This window comes from Paenibacillus sp. JJ-100 (assembly GCF_948329825.1).
Lineage (GTDB): Bacteria > Bacillota > Bacilli > Paenibacillales > Paenibacillaceae > Paenibacillus.
Genome location: NZ_CAOJCM010000002.1, coordinates 117,891 through 138,657 on the forward strand (window position 1 = coordinate 117,891; position 20,767 = coordinate 138,657).

General features: G+C 42.9%; 18 protein-coding genes and 1 riboswitch. Of the genes, 4 read left to right on the forward strand and 14 right to left on the reverse strand.

Annotated features, from left to right (window positions below; all coding sequences use genetic code 11):
* Positions 1 to 78: 78 nt before the first annotated feature.
* The 5 genes from PQG66_RS07130 to PQG66_RS07150 form a co-directional block, all read right to left on the reverse strand.
* Positions 79 to 477: a DUF2500 domain-containing protein gene (locus PQG66_RS07130; protein ID WP_272036755.1), complete on the reverse strand. Its 399-nt coding sequence runs from the start codon at positions 475 to 477 to the stop codon at positions 79 to 81.
* A 176-nt stretch (positions 478 to 653) separates the two neighbouring features.
* The gene (locus PQG66_RS07135; protein WP_272036757.1) at positions 654 to 1,142 is read right to left on the reverse strand and encodes an AAA family ATPase; all 489 of its coding nucleotides are present in this window, start codon (positions 1,140 to 1,142) and stop codon (positions 654 to 656) included.
* A 119-nt stretch (positions 1,143 to 1,261) separates the two neighbouring features.
* Positions 1,262 to 1,738 carry a GNAT family N-acetyltransferase gene (locus PQG66_RS07140; protein WP_272036759.1) on the reverse strand — a complete coding sequence of 159 codons (477 nt, stop codon included), beginning with the start codon at positions 1,736 to 1,738 and terminating at the stop codon, positions 1,262 to 1,264.
* A gap of 24 nt (positions 1,739 to 1,762) precedes the next feature.
* On the reverse strand, positions 1,763 to 2,542 hold the full coding sequence (locus PQG66_RS07145; RefSeq protein ID WP_272036761.1) for an HAD family hydrolase: 780 nt from the start codon (positions 2,540 to 2,542) through the stop codon (positions 1,763 to 1,765).
* 30 nt (positions 2,543 to 2,572) lie between these two features.
* A complete protein-coding gene (locus PQG66_RS07150; RefSeq protein ID WP_272036764.1) occupies positions 2,573 to 3,352 on the reverse strand; it encodes a phosphotransferase in 780 nt (259 codons plus the stop codon).
* A gap of 991 nt (positions 3,353 to 4,343) precedes the next feature.
* Between PQG66_RS07150 and PQG66_RS07155 the strand changes: the two genes are divergently transcribed.
* Positions 4,344 to 4,907 (forward strand): hypothetical protein, encoded by a 564-nt coding sequence (locus tag PQG66_RS07155; RefSeq protein ID WP_272036766.1) that lies wholly within the window; start codon positions 4,344 to 4,346, stop codon positions 4,905 to 4,907.
* Between the two features lie 426 nt (positions 4,908 to 5,333).
* On the opposite strand, the gene PQG66_RS07160 is transcribed toward PQG66_RS07155, so the two are convergent.
* On the reverse strand, positions 5,334 to 5,543 hold the full coding sequence (locus PQG66_RS07160; RefSeq protein ID WP_272036768.1) for a hypothetical protein: 210 nt from the start codon (positions 5,541 to 5,543) through the stop codon (positions 5,334 to 5,336).
* A 217-nt stretch (positions 5,544 to 5,760) separates the two neighbouring features.
* Complete coding sequence (locus PQG66_RS07165; RefSeq protein WP_272036770.1) at positions 5,761 to 7,041, reverse strand: WD40/YVTN/BNR-like repeat-containing protein; 1,281 nt, start codon at positions 7,039 to 7,041, stop codon at positions 5,761 to 5,763.
* A gap of 344 nt (positions 7,042 to 7,385) precedes the next feature.
* Between PQG66_RS07165 and PQG66_RS07170 the strand changes: the two genes are divergently transcribed.
* Positions 7,386 to 8,315: an L-lactate dehydrogenase gene (locus PQG66_RS07170; protein ID WP_272036772.1), complete on the forward strand. Its 930-nt coding sequence runs from the start codon at positions 7,386 to 7,388 to the stop codon at positions 8,313 to 8,315.
* A gap of 151 nt (positions 8,316 to 8,466) precedes the next feature.
* Here the strand turns inward: PQG66_RS07170 and PQG66_RS07175 are convergent, their stop codons facing one another.
* The 7 genes from PQG66_RS07175 to PQG66_RS07205 all read right to left on the reverse strand — a co-directional run bounded on the left by PQG66_RS07175 (position 8,467) and on the right by PQG66_RS07205 (position 17,653).
* Positions 8,467 to 9,684, reverse strand: a complete 1,218-nt coding sequence (locus tag PQG66_RS07175; protein ID WP_442955050.1) for a chromate transporter — start codon at positions 9,682 to 9,684, stop codon at positions 8,467 to 8,469.
* A 106-nt stretch (positions 9,685 to 9,790) separates the two neighbouring features.
* Positions 9,791 to 10,714 carry a tyrosine-type recombinase/integrase gene (locus PQG66_RS07180; protein WP_272036774.1) on the reverse strand — a complete coding sequence of 308 codons (924 nt, stop codon included), beginning with the start codon at positions 10,712 to 10,714 and terminating at the stop codon, positions 9,791 to 9,793.
* A gap of 73 nt (positions 10,715 to 10,787) precedes the next feature.
* Positions 10,788 to 11,882, reverse strand: coding sequence for a hypothetical protein (locus tag PQG66_RS07185; RefSeq protein WP_272036776.1), 1,095 nt, complete (start codon positions 11,880 to 11,882; stop codon positions 10,788 to 10,790).
* Positions 11,883 to 12,473: 591 nt separating this feature from the next.
* Complete coding sequence (locus tag PQG66_RS07190; protein WP_272036778.1) at positions 12,474 to 13,925, reverse strand: glycoside hydrolase family 1 protein; 1,452 nt, start codon at positions 13,923 to 13,925, stop codon at positions 12,474 to 12,476.
* 22 nt (positions 13,926 to 13,947) lie between these two features.
* Positions 13,948 to 15,816 (reverse strand): beta-glucoside-specific PTS transporter subunit IIABC, encoded by a 1,869-nt coding sequence (locus tag PQG66_RS07195; RefSeq protein ID WP_272036780.1) that lies wholly within the window; start codon positions 15,814 to 15,816, stop codon positions 13,948 to 13,950.
* 145 nt (positions 15,817 to 15,961) lie between these two features.
* Positions 15,962 to 16,801, reverse strand: coding sequence for a BglG family transcription antiterminator LicT (licT, locus tag PQG66_RS07200; protein ID WP_272036782.1), 840 nt, complete (start codon positions 16,799 to 16,801; stop codon positions 15,962 to 15,964).
* 198 nt (positions 16,802 to 16,999) lie between these two features.
* Positions 17,000 to 17,653: a CGNR zinc finger domain-containing protein gene (locus tag PQG66_RS07205; RefSeq protein ID WP_272038101.1), complete on the reverse strand. Its 654-nt coding sequence runs from the start codon at positions 17,651 to 17,653 to the stop codon at positions 17,000 to 17,002.
* Between the two features lie 144 nt (positions 17,654 to 17,797).
* A riboswitch (FMN riboswitch) is annotated at positions 17,798 to 17,951 on the forward strand.
* Between the two features lie 145 nt (positions 17,952 to 18,096).
* On the opposite strand from PQG66_RS07205, the gene PQG66_RS07210 reads away from it, so the two are divergent.
* Complete coding sequence (locus PQG66_RS07210) at positions 18,097 to 19,074, forward strand: DMT family transporter (RefSeq protein WP_272036785.1); 978 nt, start codon at positions 18,097 to 18,099, stop codon at positions 19,072 to 19,074.
* A gap of 183 nt (positions 19,075 to 19,257) precedes the next feature.
* Positions 19,258 to 20,754 (forward strand): amidase, encoded by a 1,497-nt coding sequence (locus PQG66_RS07215; protein ID WP_272036787.1) that lies wholly within the window; start codon positions 19,258 to 19,260, stop codon positions 20,752 to 20,754.
* Positions 20,755 to 20,767: the final 13 nt, after the last annotated feature.

Sequence of the window (20,767 nt, forward strand, 5' to 3'; positions counted from 1 at the left end):
CGTTCACCCCATTAAGAAACGCTTGTCTCCAACTACGTCAAAAAAACTCACGCCGCTTGGGCGTAAGCTGTTCCGTTTCTAACCACGCAGACGTTCGGTATAGAGTCGACTTGTTCGTTCAAATCCAATATACCGGGTTCCTTTGAACGAAAGCCTCCCTTCGTCTCCTTCCGCACACATGCCATACTCTTCGCCATTCACTTTGAATTCCATCCGATCTCCGCTCTCCACCTCAAAAGTGACGTAATACATCGTTCGTGCAGCAACCGCGCTGCCAGATTCCGAAGAAGGCTGGCTCATCTTCACCCGTCTGCTGGTGATGCGAGAGTGTACGGTTAGCAGAGGCTCTGCATTATTACGCCCCCACCTCCATACTTCTTTGCCCATCGATAACACCACGATTGCCAGAATCAGGACAAAAGCAACTGGAAAGACCGTTCCAAACAAATCAAACATCCAGGACGATTCAATGCCCATATCTCTCCCCTCCGTTCATTCACTTCGGACAGCCGGAGTCTTGACCCGTCTTCTGTACATGTATATGCGGACGAACACAGAACTTGTTAACCTGATGAAATATTTACATCGTATTGCTTAGTTAGATATCATATTTTGAAGTGCCTCCTACCAAGTCGCCTTAATATATTGATAACTCACTTCCAATTCCTCTTCACCCACTGCTCAATCTGTTTCGCGGCTTCTTCTGAAGATAAATTCGTTGTATCAATCGTAGGCATCGCCGGATTAAAAGCAGTATCCGCATTCTGGACCAACCAGTTCGCAAAATTACGATGATCTTCAATCGCATTCTTGTTCCAGCCGCGTGCTTTTAAGCGAGTCTCACGCGTGGTATCATCACAATGAAGATTAATGAATAGAATACGCTCAAATCGCTCGATGTAATTGGAGGATGCGATATTCTCGGGTACCATGGTGCCACACAAAACGGTGCCTCTTCCGCTTAATGAAATACTATAAGCAACACGCAACCAGTTCTCTTTCGCAATCTGCCAATCAACGTTGTCGATAATATCCATATCAAAAACGTCAAATTCAGGTAAAAGCTCGCGAACATGCGAAGATACGGTGGTTTTCCCTGTACCGCTCGCACCTGTGACTACAAATAAAGGTAGTTTAGTCATTCTGCTTCTCCTCCGCTGTTACGCTAAATTAGTTTTAATCTGGTTCAATACAAACTCTTTCAATAGAGGCGTATCGTGAGTCTGATCTCTCTTGCCCTCCCATTACTACGATCTCGCCATTACAACAGCTTCTTTTTCAGATCCATTCGTATGTACTCTTTCTCGTAACTTGAACCATCTTCATTGTAATAAACAGCCTTTTTAGGGTAAGGTTCCGAGATCGCTTGATAACCATGTTTCGAGATTAACTTAATCATTTTAGGATTCTCGACCGGATCAACACTAACAAACTTCTCGATATACCCTAACTCTATAGCACATTCCTCCCGGTACCTTATTGTTGCTGATCCAACTCCTCGACCACGAAACTCCTTCTTCACATAAAGATCACTTAGCTTGGGGATGTGTATGCCGTGAAGTTTGAGAACACCAAACCCCAGAATAAGATGATGCATGTCATCAGTTACTGCTACCGTGAATATGACTTGATTGCTCTCCTGCTGATTCAAATACGATCGAAATAATGCCTCATTATTGCGGATAGAACAGAGTCCGGAGATATCCTTTTCCACCGCTTTCCTTACAATATAATCCATGCCAGCAATCCCCCATGTATATAATTAAGAACACAGTCTTTCCAAAACGATTGCAACTCCATCTCGTTCATTCGTATCTGTAATCTCTTTGGCTCTGTTTCTCAAGTCTTCAATGGCATTTCCCATCGCAACAGGCCAGCCACACTGATCAAACAACCCGATATCATTCGCATCATCTCCAAACACCATGACATCTTGCAAGGTCTTTCCCATGGCTTCACAGATCATCGAAACGGCGTGTTCTTTGGAAGCATTTAGTGCTGAAATCTGGGTTAACTCACCTTCATCTGTGATCAAGATATTTAGTCTGGTTTCGAATTTTTCCAAAAAAGCTTGTCTATCTATGCTACCTGAGAAGATAATTTTGGAGGCAGCTTGTTGCTTCAGATCGCTCAGTGATCTGACCACGGGGTGTCCTTTGACTTTCATTAACGTCTCTGCATCATAGGGCTTCAAACTCATCCATTCGTCCTTCACTTCTAAGCTGATGTCCAGATCCGGGTTACATGTGAGACAATAATCCAACACCTCAGCTGTTAACTCCGGCGTAATGGACACATGATTGTTATTTCCGGTATGCTTACAGTCGATCAATGCGCCATTATAATAGACAAAGGAACCTAACTCGAGTAGCTCTTCAGGTAAAAAAGTCCTCACTGCCCTGGGCGGACGAGCCGTAGCAAAAATGAATTTTATGCCGCGACTGGCACATTGCAAGATCGACTTTAAGCTGCGCTCAGACACTTTTTTATTCACATTCAGCAGTGTTCCATCCAGATCCACAACGATTATCGAAAAATTCATAAGTCCCCCCTGTCCAACTTCTGTACATGTCTAGAAAAAGTTGTATAATCCTTCTTCGAAATATCGATATTCTTCTTCAGTCAATCTCCCTCTACCATACGCCTCATAAAAGATGCTTTTGTCTCGTTCATCCTCGAATGTATTCGCTTTCGGCCGAATGGCTAAGGCCACATCATATCTCGGGTCGCCGCAGGCAGCTCCGGCCCAGTCGATGATTCCAACAATCTCGCCATTACGGACAATGACATTATCCATAGTGAAATCTCCGTGAATTAAGGTGGGTTTGACGAAACTGGGCCTGTTCTCTTTGAGATATGTAAGCAATTCTTCATTCCCGTCAACATCGTAATGAACTAGGTTATGTTGCGCTTTTGTTAGCATGCGATCGAGCCAAGTATAGCCCGCATGTTGCCATTCGATAGGACAAGGGTACTCATGAATTTGCTTAAGACAACGGCCGAAACTGGAAACTGCTTGTTCTTTCTTCAAGCGTCCTGGTTGACTGGCGAGAAATCCCCTCAATGTGACTCCATCTACATAATCCATCAACAACCACCTGGATTGATGATCTTCATAAAATGAATATGTTTTGGGAACAGGCAACCCTGTGTCTTGCAAAATTTGTAAGGCTTTATACTCATCCGACAACCAATTATTATAGAGTTCATGCTCCGTTTTTTTAATCACATATCTCTGTTCTGCTGTATCCAGTATAGCTACCGTAGATGTGTGTCCTTGCCGAGGTAACATGATTTGCTTGATATGGCCGATACGCGCCAGTATTTCTTGCGGAATATCTGCAAGTTGCATTCAATGACATCCTCCCTCATGCTAAAAACCAGGCTTTATCCACTTCTCACTTTAACATGTCTTCTTCTTCCATTAACCAGGAAACTATCACAATTCATATTGCTTCGTCAATGTCGCCATAGACATGGCATATAAACGATTAATATCAAGTGGCGTAATTAATTTTCTATAATCAATTTAAACTCTATGCTCAAAGACGGAGTTCTCAAATAAAATAGTTGTCCAGCTTTAGTAGTCTCTCAGAGAATACGATCAGATCAATTGAAGGAAGGACTTAATGTGATATGTATGATGTTAGTGTTACGTCCTAAATGCATTCGCCCATGTTGTTCCTACAGAATCTCCTTTAGACAAATTATAAAATTTGTCTCCATCTATAACAACTTATCTCCTGTATAGGCACTTAGCCATTTTGCAGTTGCTTGAGCCCTTTATTTGAAATATTTGATACAAGGACATCTCATACCAAAATATGCTATAATTCAACCAAATATATACAAAAGGAGATTTTAATTTGAAAAACAGAGTTCCTTTTGGTCTATTAATCCTTGCTATTGCAATTGGTGTTTTTTTTTGTGACTCGACTTGAGAATGATACGTTCAAGATCGTTTATTCAGTTTTAGGCATCCTGGTTATTGTGCTTCTTTACTTTTTATTTTCTAAAAAGAAAGTATAGCTAAAAATCTAGCTTTTAAGGGATCGGTAAAAGTGAGAAAAGGAACGTCCCAGTCATATGCCATGTTCTACGGGTCTTCGCTTCATTCTCGCCCGATTTTAACATTTACAAATATTCACCTAAAAACGTCAAAGAATTACCCTTCTTCATTTAAAAATAGACTATTAATCATTCACTGATTTAATAGTGAGTTGTTCATTTTTGTAAAATAAATGTAAATATATATGACAATATACCTATATTTTGCAAATATAGATTCCTAATGTTATAATATTCCTGTATCAACTAAATTCTATGAAAAGAGGTATGGTTCTATGAAAAAACTTAAGCAACTGGGAATCGCATCATTATCCGCACTCTTATTGTCCTCATTCACTTTACCCGCTTTTGCCAGCGCTCAAGTTGCGAATGGAAATTCTACTAATTCGGGAACACAAATCGAATTACCGTCTGGCACAATCAACCTAGACAAAAGAATTGAACTGGAACTTAGACAAGTAGATTACAATACTCTCTTTAGAACTGTTGGCGCTGAACTTGGTATTACATCCACTGCAGGCGATGTTACTACACAGGGTTGGAAAACCAAACTAGCAAAAGAAGTAGCACAAGAATTGATTAAAAAACTCAAAAATGTTGGTTCACGTGCTTGGAATGAACAAATTAAAGTGTATGTAGATAAATTGCCATTAACAAATGGTGCAAAAACTACTCTTAAAACTTATTTGAGTTATCAGGTACTTATGGAGGCGTTGGACATCATGGTAGACTTTACAGGTACCGCAGAGGATGGCCTCTCCAATGCTTTAAAAGCCGTTGGTGTTCCATCATGGTTAAGCGATCCAGCCGCTAGAGCTATTGTCTTCTTCCTGCTGTAAAGCCCAATATTTAAGGGGGACTAAACGTGTATATACTATCACTGACCATACTGATAATTACAGGTTTGGTGTCCGTAATTGATATCTTATTCGGTATAAAAGAATCAAGCGAAAGTATTAGAATATTTGTCAACGTCTCGCAAGCTCTATTCTTCTTGTCGTTACTATTCTTTGTAATAAAGATGCCTACCCGAAAGAAGTAAGCATCAATAAAGGAGAGCTGTTTATTCAGCTCTTCTTTTTCTTTCCGCTAACAAACGAATTCCTGTCTAAACTCAACACTTTCCTTTACTTCCAATCCTAAAGCAGCCGTTGAATATAAATGTGTTGCAGGATATGTGATTTTTCTGTGATTTTTCACAAAAAGAAACCCCCTTTCGGGGGGAGTTCGTTGATATAACAACTTTTTTAGTTCCAATCTGTTTACTAAGCATACATCATGTCCATAAACTCGCGAGTTACATCAACACCTGCCGCTTGTTTCGGCTCGTCGGTTTCTGTGTGGGCAGCCATACAAGCCTTCACTGCTTCTTCGGTTGTGCACCGATTGGCATCGTCACATGTGTAGCATAAGTGAAGCATGTATCTGGTTAATTCATCTGCCTGCGTGAATTGAGTTTGACCGTTGGTTCTCATCTTCATCACTCCTTTTCTTGTTGAGTTAAATATAACATCATATGCGTTAAGTATTTGTGATTTAATTCACAATGTATCAAAAAAATAAAATAAAAATAAAGGGAAAATCTCATTCGAGACTTCCCCTTCCCCCTTGTGCTTGTTCTATGTTACCCCAAATGACTTAGAGTACGCTCGAACTTAACCCCTACTAACGCTATAAACAAGAAGCCGTAGGTTAGAGCACTTCCCAGTGTTTTCCCCCATCTAACGTCTGCAACAGGAGTGATCGTTTAGCATCTGTATTCTCGACCAAAATCCAGCCAAGCTTTGGTGATATCATCTGCATCTTCACAATTTCCGGATAATCTTCAGAGATCTTTTTTAAAACACTGCTTTCAGGATGTTTTTTCCATGTTTTCCCTGTGTCCGTAGTGTAATACATAATACCTTTCTGCATAGCCCAGCCATCGGTTGAGCTACGAAAAACAGGTGCCATATTACGGTTTATTCCGGTTTGCTTGTCCAGTGTAAACGAGTGATGTTTCCAGGTTCGTCCACCATCTGCTGTGAAGAAACCGCTAAAAGAGGTGGTCTCTCCGCTAGAACATGATAAGGCCATCCAGGCCGATTTCGCTTCGCGCCCAAAGAACTCAGGAGCACTAATATTAAAATTACCACACCGACTGAATTTGTCCCGTTCAAAAAAAGACGTACCTGCCCGCCACTGTTCTCCCCCATCTGTCGTTACATACAGTTTAGGTGTACCAAACTCAATAGCGGTCAGGAAGCCGTGTTTCGCGTCTGAGAACGTCATGCCTGTCGTATAACCGCGTTTTGAAATTTCGCCCGTTGTCGTTGTTTCTCCATTTCCACTTGAGGTCATTTTCTCCCAGGTCATTCCTCCATCCTGCGTGCGATAGAGGCTTTTATCCTGTTTACCTATACCTGTGTTTAACGTTGTTAGAATCCAACCTCTCTCTGGAGAGACAAAAGAGATGGCTGAGATCTTATCCGTCTTGGAGAGTGATGACAGACTCCAACTTATTCCCCCATTATTGGTGCGAAGTACTATTGTATCTGTTCCTCCCATACCCTCTCGAACAATCCAGCCGTGCATACGGTCCACAAAATAAATACTCTCTCCATACTTCGGATTAGCGGGGAATTGTACGTTTTCTGCAGGTGAAATATTGGTCCATGTCTTACCCTGATCTTCAGTGTAATAGAGCCGAAGTGCATTACGGGTGACCCCCCAGGCCAAGCCTCCACTCTCGTTAATCAACTGAAAATCCGTCAAACGAGTTTGAATTTGATATTTAGCCATCTCCGCTGATTGCGTATTGTTGATTGCCGGAGGCACTACAGTAAGAGTCTGACCAATGTTACCGCCATCCTCCTGCTGATCTGGAGGTTCGTTAGCGGCCGGTTGTTCCGTTTTCGTACAAGCTGTAAGCAAAATAATGATACCTATAGACAGTAAAACTGTCTGAACGAGTTTTTTCCATTGCGATTGCAAGTGGGCTCCACCTCTCTTACCCACCAGTAAGACGCCCTTGCGTCAGTGATGGCTTATATTTACGATTCATTAGAATCCACTGCTCCTATTCTATCACAAACCAAGGTCTAAAGGCTCGTACGCTTGGAATCTTGCCGATCGACAAAACATAATGTCGTTTATTGTTCTCCCATGTTATATGTATGACAAATTATTATTTTTATTGCTGTATTTCCACAACACTAACCGTCATATTTTATGCAATATGGATCAAGTGTGAGATAAGTTATAGACAAAGACTCGCTTTATACGACCAAATACCTTAATATGGAGGGTAGTATACCCTAAAAGGAGTGGATAAGATTATGACAACTAGTGCAGTATTGAAGCCCAGTCGCGTCGTTATTATCGGTATGGGTGCAGTAGGGACAACAACCGGATACACGCTTATGCTTAGACAGCGTTGTTCCGAGTTGGTATTCATGGATGTTAATCATGATAAAGCAACCGGCGAAATGCTGGATATGAACCATGGTTTGCCATTTACCGGAGGCGTAAAAGTATGGGCTGGTGACTACTCGGACTGCAAAGATGCTGATATTATCATCATTACTGCGGGAGCTTCTCAGAAACCAGGCGAGACTCGAATTGATTTGTTGAAGAAAAATGCAAGCATTTTCGAAGATATTATTCATCGGGTTACTGAAGTCAACTCTCATGGTATTCTACTGATCGCTACGAATCCAGTTGATATCTTATCCTATACTTCTTGGAAACAAAGTGGCTGGCCGTCTTCCCGTGTCATCGGCTCTGGCACATTGCTGGATAGCGCACGGTTTCGTTATTTGATTGGTAAAAATAAGGGGATCGATCCTCGCAGTATCCATGCTCATATTATCGGTGAACATGGGGATTCCGAGGTACCTGTATGGAGTCTTGCCAACGTTGCAGGAACTGACCTTGAACTCGATGAAAAAACGCAGGAAGAGATCTTTGAGAGCACCAAAAATGCAGCATACGAAATAATAAATGCTAAAGGAGCCACTTCCTATGCAATTGCTCTTGCTCTGGACCGTATTGTCGCAGCAATCTTGGGCAATGAAGGATCTGTCTTGAACGTATCTACGTTGCTTGAAGACTATAATGGCGTTTCCGATGTATATCTGGGCGTTCCTTGCGTTGTAGATCGTCATGGTGTTCGTGAAATTCTGCCACTCCCTTTAAATGAAACAGAGAAATTAGCGTTCCAGGCATCTGCAAATAAATTAAAAGAAGAGATTAATAAACTTGTGTAGATTGAAATAAGCTTACTTGATGCAAAATAAGAGACCATTCAAAACACTATATAGCGTTTTGAATGGTCTCTTTTATCTTGAAGGATTTGATCTTACCTTGTAACCCTGCAAATACACTTTTTTAGTTTACATAATAATAATGGCGTAAATTTTAGTTTGCAATAATACCACCGATGATGCCTAATGAGACGATGACCCAAGGTGGACACTTCCAAAAATTAAGCAGTACAAATAACACACTTACCATCGCAAAATCCACTGGCGAGAGTACAGCTGTTGTCCACAACGGCTGGTAAAGGGCAGCGAGCAAAAGACCTACGACTGCTGCGTTGATTCCAGCGAGTGCACCTTGCATATGCGGATTACTGCGAATGGCATTCCAGAATGGCAGCGCACCGATAATGAGTAAGAAAGCCGGCAAAAATATAGCAATCGTAGCGACGATTGCCCCTACTCCGCCCATGGAGACAGCTCCGAGATAGGAGGCAAACGTAAACAGAGGACCAGGAACCGCTTGTGTTGCACCATACCCTGCCAAAAAATCATCTTTACTCACAAACCCATGAGGTACCAGTTCTTGCTCTAGCAGAGGTAACACCACATGACCACCGCCAAATACCATCGAGCCTGCTCGATACATGGAATCGAATAAAGCCACCCATTCCATGTTTGTCGTTTGGCGCAGAATTGGCAGTATTCCGAGCAACGCTGCAAAGAGAATTAAACAGATCACAGCCAAGCCGCGATGGATTGGCACATTTAATTTGGTTGTTGGGATAGCTGGTAGGTTACGATACATCCTCCAACCGATCAAACCTGCCAATACGATCAGAATGATCTGAATGTAAGGTCCAGTCCATAATAATGCTGTCGCAGCCACCAATACAGCGATGGTAATCCTGCCCTTGTCAGGTGTAAGCTTCTGAGCCATTCCCAGAATGGCATGTGCTACGATGACTACAGCTACGATTTTCAATCCGCTAATCCAACCGGCAGAACCTACATCGTATCCTTTTAACACAAATGCAAATAGAATTAAAGCGAGCACGGATGGAAGTGTGAATCCGATCCAGGCCATGATTCCACCAAGCAATCCTGCACGCATGACACCAATTCCAATCCCTACTTGGCTACTGGCTGGTCCAGGGAGGAATTGACACAGACCAACAAGGTCAGCATAACTTTGTTCATCCATCCATTTCCGTTTACGTATATACTCGTTATGAAAATAACCCAAGTGTGCTGTTGGACCTCCAAAAGACGTCAGTCCCAATTTTCCAGCAACGATCAGCACTTCCCAGAGAGCCATCCACCGATTGGGTGGAACGCTCTGATCTTGATGGTCCGAAGTTTTTTTACCTTCATTCATGCTCACTCATCTCTCCTACAAGATCATTTGCTGCTGTGCATCTATATTCATTTGTCTGTAGATAACCGCGACGTGGAAGAGCCTTTATTATTGTTTACATTATGTCTCAACTAACGGGGAGTTTTACATCCAGCAAAGCCATCGCCTCTTCTTTCTCACGGCTGGTAACATGAGTGTACACCGTTGTCGTCTGAATGGACGCGTGTCCAAGCAACTCTTGCACGGTACGCAGGTCCGCTCCTCGCCGTAACATCATGGTGGCGAATGAGTGACGTAACTTATGACTGGAATAGTTCTGACGCTGATGTGCTGGCGCTTCTTGCTGGAAGCGTTCAAACGTTTCTGTAGAAATGAGCTGAATACTGCGAATAGATAGACGCTTTCCTTTTTGCGATATAAACAAAGCTTCTTCTTTCTCCCCGCGCCATGGGACTAATCGCTCCTCAAGAGCCTGAGATAATACTTCTGCCACTGTTTCAGGAACTGGAATTGAACGCCATTTACGTCCCTTACCGAACACATCCAGCGTGCGCCGCTCAGGGTTATAATCTTTGCAATTGAGTGCATGAACTTCTCCAACCCGTAGACCCATATAACCCATGAGTAAAAACACCGCTAGATTACGCGTACGGTACTTGCCTTCAACCGATGCCAGAAAACGTGTTAAACCACTTTCATCGAGAAAGACAGGAGCTCTGTTTTTATCCGTTTTAGACTTTTTAATGCCAGAAGCCGGATTATTCGTCAATACTTCAAGTTCAATGAGAGATTTGTAGAAGCAGTTGACTGCTGCATGTTTGCGATTACGAGTAGCATCACTCACGCCACGCTCACGTGCACGAGACAGATAAGCAAGTACATGTAGCTTCTTCACCTGCTCCAGTGATTTCCCCTGAATGGAGATCAGGAATTCCACCACGTCTCCCGTGTAGGATTTGACGGTATGTCCAGTATATCCAGCGTCCTTCATCCAGATATGAAAAGCTTCCAATTCATCAGCGTACTGTTCCCGTATTTCTTCCATGATCATCTGCTGTCTTCACCTCCATTGAATTCTCTTAATTGAACCTCTAATTTATCTATCCATGCTAGAAAATCATTACCTAACTCATTGGAAAATCGACTTCTTCCACAATAGCGACATCCGACATGAGCAAAATCGTCTCGGGTTTGCCGACACTGCGCTTCATGACAAACGTTGGGATTGGACTTTCATGAAGATCATTTACCGATTCGGCGATTTGAACGTATAGATCCAAGTGCAATGTTTCACCTTCACCAGAAATATCAATAACAGGCCATTCTTTTCGGATACAATTAGCCCATAACGCCAGTTCGTTCGCCGGAATGATGCTTAACTGCTGTACATCGGGGTCAATGTAGTAGATAGCTTGCCGCTCCGGTCCATCCCCAAGCTTGTCCAATGCCAGCACGTGAGCAGCCTGCTCATGTGGCGGTGAGTAAAGGGAATAACACCACGGGGTCACCCCCCATACGACGACCATTAATCCTTCTTCCAGCAATACATCCATTCGGCCTTCTGAGAAATATTCAATTAGGTTATGATTGCCTGGCCCAAACAGTTCCTCCACACGCTTGCTGAGACGATCCAGGTCGGCAAGGATGAAACCTCTTCTACCATAAGAGTCAAAGACATGATGATTTCGGGTCCAAGACGCGGCGGATTCCGACTCAAGCAATGGAGCTTCTGCCGGAAATATGGTTATGTGTACTGTATTAACTTGCGCGTATTTGACCATCGCCAATTGCTCCGGTTCTAACGGACCTTCCGCAATTCGAGGTGTCTTGCGATGCAAGGCAATTCGAATCTCATACTCTCCCTTTTCGTAGGGGGCTAGATCAAGTTCAATAGACTGACTTATTCCTTGCATTGAATCTATCGAAATGCTACTGTTCTCTGTCAGTTGAACGGAATATTGAACGTAAGATAACTCCTGTCCATATAATATCTGTGTATCTTCGCGCTGAATCGGCATTTTTAATTGCTGTGCAATAACGGATACTTTGCGGCCATCCTCCAGATGCCGCTGTGGATCGATGTCCAGTTGGATATCATCCTCACGCCCGTCATGTGATATGACAAGCTTCGCTTTTGAGAGAACGGTTGAATCCGCGAGTGCAAATCCGAAATGTGACGACTGTTCATCTAAATTATTGTTATGTAATAGTACGTTCATAAGTAAGCCCCTCTCTTTGGTTCTCGTGACATATCACACCTTCCAAATATATTTCATATTCCGTTTAGCCGCAACCCTTGGCCTGGTGATCTGTCGAAGCAGACTCGTATTCTATCGGATCAGATTCTTATCATGGGGACGATTTAAGCAGTAAACATTGGGGAGGAAAAGGCATACGATGTGCTTTCAACTCGAAATTGTTCATGATATGTCGCCTGTGACTCATAATGAAAATGGATTTAAATCAAAACTGCGTATAATTTATATTATGCGCAGTTTTTTTAATGGTTTTTATAAGGTATAATGTGCTATTTATAGTTGTTAGATGAACTGTTGTGAATGACGAAGTTTTTCGTCTTTTTTCGCTGTCGTCTCTTTCGTTAATTCGTCTAAGCCCGCCTTCAGCAAGCCATCAATCAATCAGAAATTCCACTTAAATCTCACTTATGTGGTTCGAAAATAAAAAGCCGCTAAATTTAGCGGCTCCATTCTTTGCATCATGTTATACAACATGATAAGTTGCTCAATCTATATTTCTGGGAAAATGATTCAAAATAGACGTGAATTATTTTAAAGAACTCTAATTCCTAATTATAGATCTTCTCCGTTCGATTCAATCACTTTTTGATACCAGTAGAAACTGTTCTTTTTACTTCTCTTCAACGTGCCTTTGCCCTCGTTATCCTTATCGACATATATGAATCCGTAACGTTTGGCCATTTCACCGGTAGACGCACTGACGATATCGATACAACCCCAGGCTGTATAGCCGATTAGATTAACCCCATCTCGAACGGCTTCTTTCATTTGTTCAATGTGCGCACGCAAAAACTCAATTCGGTACGTATCGTTAATGGTCCCGTCCTCTTCAACAACATCTACTGCACCCAGACCATTCTCTACAACCATCATCGGGATGCGATACCTGTCATATACATGGTTCAGAACGTACCGAAGTCCAACAGGATCAATCTGCCATCCCCAATCCGTAGCTTTCAGATATGGATTTTTGTATCCACCAAAAACATTACCTTGCGTCTCATCCCCTTCTGGTCGCGTACCCACCACATGAGACTTATAGTAACTAAAGCTATAAAAATCAACACAACCTTGTTTAAGAACTCCTTCATCGTCTTCAGCCATTTGAATGTGAATATTGTTTTCTTCAAAGTATCTCTTGGCAAACTCAGGATATTCTCCTCTAACTTGAACGTCACTACTCATCATATTATTAATCTGATCCATTCTCAGCGCTTGTAACATATCTTCAGGCTTACATGTGCTCCCATAACCATGACTGTAGTTAATCATGCAGCCAACTTTGAAGTCTGGATTGATCTCATTTGCAAGCTTGACCGCTTTGGCACTCGCCACAAATTGATGATGCAACGCTTGAAATCTTAACTCCGTGCTGTCGACTGCTGTATTGTTAAATACGCCACCTTGCTTATCAACCAGAAGTCCTCCTGCCAGATAAGCTCCTGCTGGAACAATCAGACTATTAATTTCATTAAAGGTAATCCAATACTTCACTATATCTTTGTAACGATTGAAAATCACTTCGCAATATCTCACATAACAATCAATCATTTCCCTAGAAGCCCAAGCATTGAATTTTTGTGTTAAAGCAAACGGCGGTTCGTAATGTGAGATCGTAACAATAGGTTCAATATTATATTTTTTCAATTCATGAAATACATTGTCGTAAAATTGAAGTCCTGCTTCATTCGGCGCCGCATCATCCCCATTAGGAAAAATTCTGGACCATGCAATAGACATTCGATAGCATCGGAATCCCATCTCTGCAAACAAACGGATATCTTCCTTGTAATGTTGGTAAAAGTCTACGGCTTCATGAGAAGGATAGTGAACTCCCTCTTCAATCTCTATCGTAATGCGCCGGGGAACGGTATGGGTACCGCCCGTCATCATATCTGCGGTACTTGCCTTTTTACCATCTAGATTCCAGGCACCTTCGTACTGATTCGCTGCGGTTGCGCCGCCCCACATAAAAGTATCTGGGAAACCTTTTTTATTACTCATGTGTAGTTCCTCCTTAAAATGCTTAAATAATTTGGGCCAATTTTTCACCGATTGTAATCGATGTTTTGTCAGTAGTAATTACATCAACAAAATCATCCGTGTTCGTAACAATAATCGGTGTCGTCAGATCAAAGCCTTTTGATGCAATTGCATCCGTATCGAACTCAATAAGCAAATCCCCAGCTTTTACTTCATCCCCTTCTTGGACATGAACCTTAAAATGCTCCCCTTTGAGCTTTACGGTATTCATACCAATGTGAATGAGAAGCTCAGCACCTTTCTTCGTGCTTATCCCAATCGCGTGGGAAGTGGGAAATACCGCAGTTACCACACCATCTGCTGGCGCAACGAGTTTTCCAACCGTAGGTTCAATAGCAATCCCTTTTCCCATAGCTCCAGTTGCAAAAGCTTCGTCCTTAATCGTTGATAACTCCAAAACTTTACCCGACATTGGAGCAATGAGGACATGTTCAGAAACGTCAGCAACAGGTGTACGGTCGCTATTCGAAGAGGATTTTTCTTTTGTTTCTTGATTTTTTCCATCCTCAGGTACATCTTCAAATCCTAAAATAAGCGTCATTACGAACGTAACGATAAATGCAATCACACAACCAATCGCGGCATGAACCAAATTCCATGGATGATCCGTAATAAATGCCGGTAGCGTAGCTATACCTGCAATCCCTAGAGCTGAGCGAGCTACACCAAACAATCCGACATATATACCTGCTACAGCTCCACCTACGATTACAGCGATCAGTGGTTTTTTCAGACGTAAATTCACACCAAACAAAGCGGGCTCGGTAATTCCAAGCAGGGCGGTTACGCTAGTCGAATATGCGACTTGTTTAAATGCTTTATTCTTGGTTCGTAGAGCAACCGCAAGGGCAGCTGCACCTTGAGAAATATTATGCACGAGCATACCTGGACCAACGATGCTATCGGTCTTCGTCTGTGCATAAGCAGTAAGTACAACAGGACCTAAACTATAGTGCATGCCTGTCATAATCAGGAACGGGAATGCTCCACCGATAATACCAGATACTAACCATCCTGCATGTGTATTGACAAAAGAAACAGCTGACGCAAGGTAGTTACCCGCAATGGCACCGATCGGACCGAGTACAATCAGCGTTAGTGGAGCCATAACAAGAATAACAATCAACGGTTTAAGAATAGATTTAATAACCGAGGGAGAATACTTATCGGCAAAGCGTTCAACATACGACAAAATCCATACCGCTAAAATAATTGGGATAACCGACGAAGTGTACGTCGCCGGAGTGATAGGCAGTCCCAAAAACGAAACCGGCTCACCTGCTGTCATCAAAGCTGCAAAGGTAGGATGCAGCAAAACACCCGCGATCGTTAAAGCAAAGCCCACGTTAGCTTTAAGCTTGACTGCCGCACTCCAAGCAAGCAGCATCGGCAAGAAGTAATAAGCAGCATCACCGATAAAGGTCATTATTGTATTAAATTGTCCATCCAGATCAACGAGATCAAACGTTTTTAAAATAAGAAGAACGGCTTTGATCATGGCACAACCAATCATGGCTGGCAGGATCGGCGTAAAGATCCCCGAGATAGTATCCAGAAGCGTACTAACTTTACCTTTTTTCACAGTTTGCGCATCATTTTTGCCTGCAAAGTTCCCCTGTTGTGTGAGCGCTTTATACACGTTATTTACATCGTTACCGATGATGACCTGATACTGGCCACCACTGCTAGTAACACCAACAACACCTTGTACATTTTTTAATGCCTCACCGTTCGCGACTTTCTCATCTTTAAGATTAAATCGCAGTCTCGTAGCACAGTGTGTTACACTGTCTACATTCTTTTCTCCACCGACCAGTTTTAAAATCTCGGCGGCTGTGCTCTCATGTTTCATGTACAATTCCCCCTTAACAAATTTTTGTATAAAAAAAGACCTAGAATTCTATCGAATATAGATCAGCTCTATACACGATGGAACTCTAGGTCTTGCCTGCCTCACCAGTAACAATCCTAGTATACTCATTATATGGCTTGATGAATCAATCGTTCTCTTCATCAATAACCCTTTTAATGTGAACTGTTAAATACACCAATTCATCTTCTGTTAACTCTTTACCATAGTCTACTCGAATCAGCTGTGCAATTCGAAGGCTACATTGATACTCTTTAGCATACTTTTCTTTAATGATGTGGAGAAAATCACTATCGCCGCTTTTCACAACCGTATTGTTGAATAAGCGATAAGCGAAAAACTTCAAATGGGTGACAAGTCTGGAATAATGAAGCGAACTTTCATTAAAATGAATATTAAACTGATATCGTATAATATTCAAGACTTTATGAATCAACTGCGTGATCTTCATGGTTTCTTCCATTTCGGATCCCAGTTCTGCATTAACAATGTGAAGCGCTATGAACCCAGCCTCATCTTCCGGTAATGCAATGTTAAATTCCTCATTAATCATATCTCGGGCTTTCATCGCCACGCGAAATTCATTGGAATAAAACGCTTTAATTTCAGACAATAAAGCATTATTGAAATTCATACCCTGTTTATAACGCGCCACTGCAAAATTAATGTGGTCGGTTAATGTTAGATATATATTTTCATTTAGCTCCTTATTCAGGGACTGCTTGGCGTATTGTATAATGCTGTCCGACACACGAATATATTCCATTGGGATTTGCGCCAGCAGGGCGTATAACTTGCCTGTTACATTTTTGGATTTCAGAAAAAATTCCTTTTCAATCTTACTTCTGTCCACATCGTCTCCTTTTTTTTTCTGAAAACCAATGCCACTGCCTAAGAGCATCATCTCCTGACGTCTATCATTCACTGCACAGACGACATTATTGTTAATAATCCGTGTGATCTTCATTGGAGTCTCCTTTTAAAATGAAACGTTACCAGAATTTAGAAACAAAAAAAAGACCATTAATTATGCATACATGAAGTCTCGTTCTACATGTGTGCATCATCAATCGGTCTTGCCTGCTGATCAGTAACAATCCTGATTAAATTCATTATTAACTTATAAGGCTATCTTAGTAGAAAGCGTTATATTTGTCAACATGTCTTATTCTAACTTTGATTCTTTACGGTTAGACTTCGCAATTAGCTGATTAGAGTCCAATTTGCGTTGAGCTCGATAACGTCTCACCTTCATAAGATTGCCGCACATTTTATCATCACAGTATTTCTGTGTCCTGCTGCGAGTCGCGTCATAGAATATCCAGCGGCAGTCTGGATTTTCACAGCTTCGAATTCTCTTTCCTTCACCTTCTACCAGAGTTATCGTAAAATCAGCTGCGACCTCTGCCATGACTTGAGTCCAGTGAGAATGGATGGGAACGTGTATAACTTCCAGTCCTTTTTCCTTTGATATCAATTGTCTGATTACTCCGCCTACTTGCATAATGCCGTTTAACCAGGCTTTCTCCTTATCCGTTAAGGGCGTTCCAGCAGACAAACGTATCGCTAAAGAGTGTAAATCATCTCTGAACCTTCTCATGATAACTTCGTCTTCAGTTGATGCCGGTATCGGGGCTCTTAATTGCCAACGATCCAAAAATTGTTGCTGCCAGCTCACCTTTCCGATCCTGTCTTCTGACCGCTCACCGCCACGCCAATCGTTATAATCACTATTTACAAAATCTGTCCATAATCTATCCATTAAATACCAAAATGGACAAAAATGCTTGCTCAATGGATTTTGCACGATGCTTACCATGCCGGTCAAATTGTGTTGCTCCGCCGACAGCAAGGAAGCTGGAGTATTGTTTTCTAAAAACACTTGAACTGCTAGCGCTTACAAGGATAAGATGGAATTCATAAGGTTACAACTTGTTTAATACACATCCACTAATTAATTGAATAGGATCTTCGGGGTAGGGTGCAATTCCCAACCGGCGGTGATGTTCTAGTAGAACCAGCCCGCGACTCGCTGTTTGTGCTTCTTTGGCTCTTACAGCGACTGACTTGGTGAGATTCCAAGGCCGACGGTATAGTCCGGATGAGAGAAGATCAACACAATGGCAGGCCGTATTCGGGAAGTCTTCTTCCCCATCGTCTTGTCTTTGAATGGTCCCCCGTTTATTTGGCGTACGCCAGTACGGGGGATTTTGTCGATTTTACCAACTGAAGATTCCGTGTTCTGACGAAGGAGTCCTGAATATGGAAAACACATCATCATCAACGATCTATCGCAAGGAGCGTGGTAGCACCGGTTTTTGGCTAGTAGTCATTGGTGCTGCCCTCTGGGGTGTAGATCCGTTATTTCGCATCCTTTTGCTAGAAACGATGACATCTACACAGATTGTACTTATTGAACACATTATCGTCAGCCTGATTGCCATTCCAGTCTTATGGAAATTTCGTGATGATCTGAAGCAGTTACGACTGCGGCACTGGATCGCCGTCATCTTTATATCTTGGGGTGGATCGGCACTAGCGACCGTACTATTCACATTGGCGCTGACACATAACGATCCCAATACAGTATTGTTATTGCAAAAAATGCAGCCACTCTTCGCTATCGTACTGGCGAAGTTCTTGTTAAAAGAAACCCTACCACGCCATTTTGGAGGACTGTTCATTATTGCGCTGGTAGGAACATATCTGCTTACCTTTGGCTTCACACTACCGATAGGTAGTTGGAACAACTGGATTCATGCTGGCAGTCTTTTATCTCTAGGTGCCGCAGCTTTGTGGGGCGGATCTACCGTTATGGGACGACTGATGCTGGGGCAGGCACGATACGAAACGGTCACCTCCCTCCGATTCGTCGTTGCGCTTCCACTGCTGTTCTTCATGACATGGAATGAAGGTGCTCCGTGGACACTTCCAGCAGGTACAGGAGCCCAAGCTGCCGTTATTCTGAATATTCTCGGGCAGGCACTACTCCCAGGTTTGCTCAGTCTGCTTCTATACTATAAAGGCTTGTCGTCCACGAAAGCTTCTGTTGCAACGCTCGCAGAACTTAGTTTCCCGATGGCGGGTGTGCTTGTGAACTGGATTGCTTTCCGAACATTAATTACATGGGAGCAACTGCTGGGCTTTATCTTAATCTGGATCGCACTGTTTGCGATCTCCAAACAACAGGAACGTACTACACCCATTTCGGATACTGCTCCTAAACTTCGCACAGAGTAACCATTTTTATTTATCAACTGGTTTAATCACTCAAGCACTGTTACACCTTCGAGGTGAGCAGTGCTTTTCTATTCTTAATAAGACCTGTTTTGTCTTTTGTCCTTAGAGGTGATACATTTGAAGTGGTACGATGCGTCAAACTTGCATTGTACATGAACTATTTATAGAGAGGAACGATAATCGATGTCTTCATTCTCATATACCTCCTATGATGCCATAGGACTTGCCGAGTTGATTCGCGCCCGGGAAGTATCTCCGGTTGAATTGCTCGAAGCCGCTTTCGCCCGTCTGGAAGAAGTCAACCCCCAACTTAACGCCGTCATTCGTACATATGAATCCCGTGCTCTGCAGGAAGCTGGCACAGTTCGACCTGGAGAACAACCTTTCGCGGGTGTACCCTTACTTTTAAAAGATATTTCTCAGTCTCTGGAAGGTGAAAAGCTTACCTCAGGTTCGCGTCTATTCAGCGAGCATCGTGCTCTAAGGAACTCGAATTTCGTAACACGCTTGCAAGAAGCAGGCTTTATTGTAATCGGTCACACGAATACACCGGAATTCGGACTGAAAAATATTACTGAGCCCCAACTTCATGGTCCTACACGCAATCCATGGAATGTGAACCATTCTCCAGGCGGTTCAAGTGGTGGCGCTGCCGCTGCTGTAGCTTCAGGAATTGTCCCCCTAGCCGGAGCAAGTGATGGCGGAGGTTCCATTCGAATCCCAGCCTCCTTCAGCGGATTGTTTGGACTTAAACCAACTCGTGGGCGCACACCGGTGGGGCCCGGTGTAGGTCGGCAATGGCAAGGTGCTTCCATTGACTTTGTGTTGTCCCGCTCGGTAAGGGATAGTGCTGCCCTGCTCGATACCTTGCAAGTCATTCAGCCTGAAGCAGCATTCCAAGCTCCATTATTCCCAGGGAGTTATCTTGCTGATATGAATTATCCGCATCAGCGAAAACTGAAGATTGCGTACACAACCGATTCACCTGTCGGTACACCTGTCAGCGAAGATGCCAAAGAGGCCGTGATGAGACTCGTTCGTTTCTTGGAAGCTCAGGGCCATCATGTGGAGGAAAAACTAAGTCCAGTCAATGGCGTACGCCTGATGGAAAACTATTATATGATGAACAGCGGTGAGATGGCCGCGATGATCTCATCGATGGAACATAGCTTAGGTCGTTTACTCACCGCAGATGATATGGAGATTGAATCGTGGGTACTCGCTGAAGCTGGCAAAAAAGTATCCGCTGCTGAATTTGTACATAGTTTGGCGGAATGGGATGTAGCAGCAGCTCAGATGTCCACACTGTTCGAGCGCTATGACTTCTATGTTACACCTGTCAATGCTTTTGCTGCGCCAAAAATCGGAGAGTTGACACCTCATGACGAACAGATTCGTAACCTGATGCGGGTTAGCGAGTTGGACAAGACCCAGCAGCAACGGCTCATCTATGATATGTTTGAACCGAGCCTTACGTATACTCCTTTTACACAGTTGGCGAATCTGACAGGTCAACCAGCGATGAGTGTGCCAGTACATATCACTCCCGAAGGTTTGCCAATGGGCGTTCAAGTTATGGCTACGAAGGGACACGAAGATTGGCTATTACATTTGGCTGGTCAGCTTGAAAAATCAGATCTTTGGATCGGAATGAATGGGAATCCGCTGTTTCCGTTATAAGATACATTAGGTT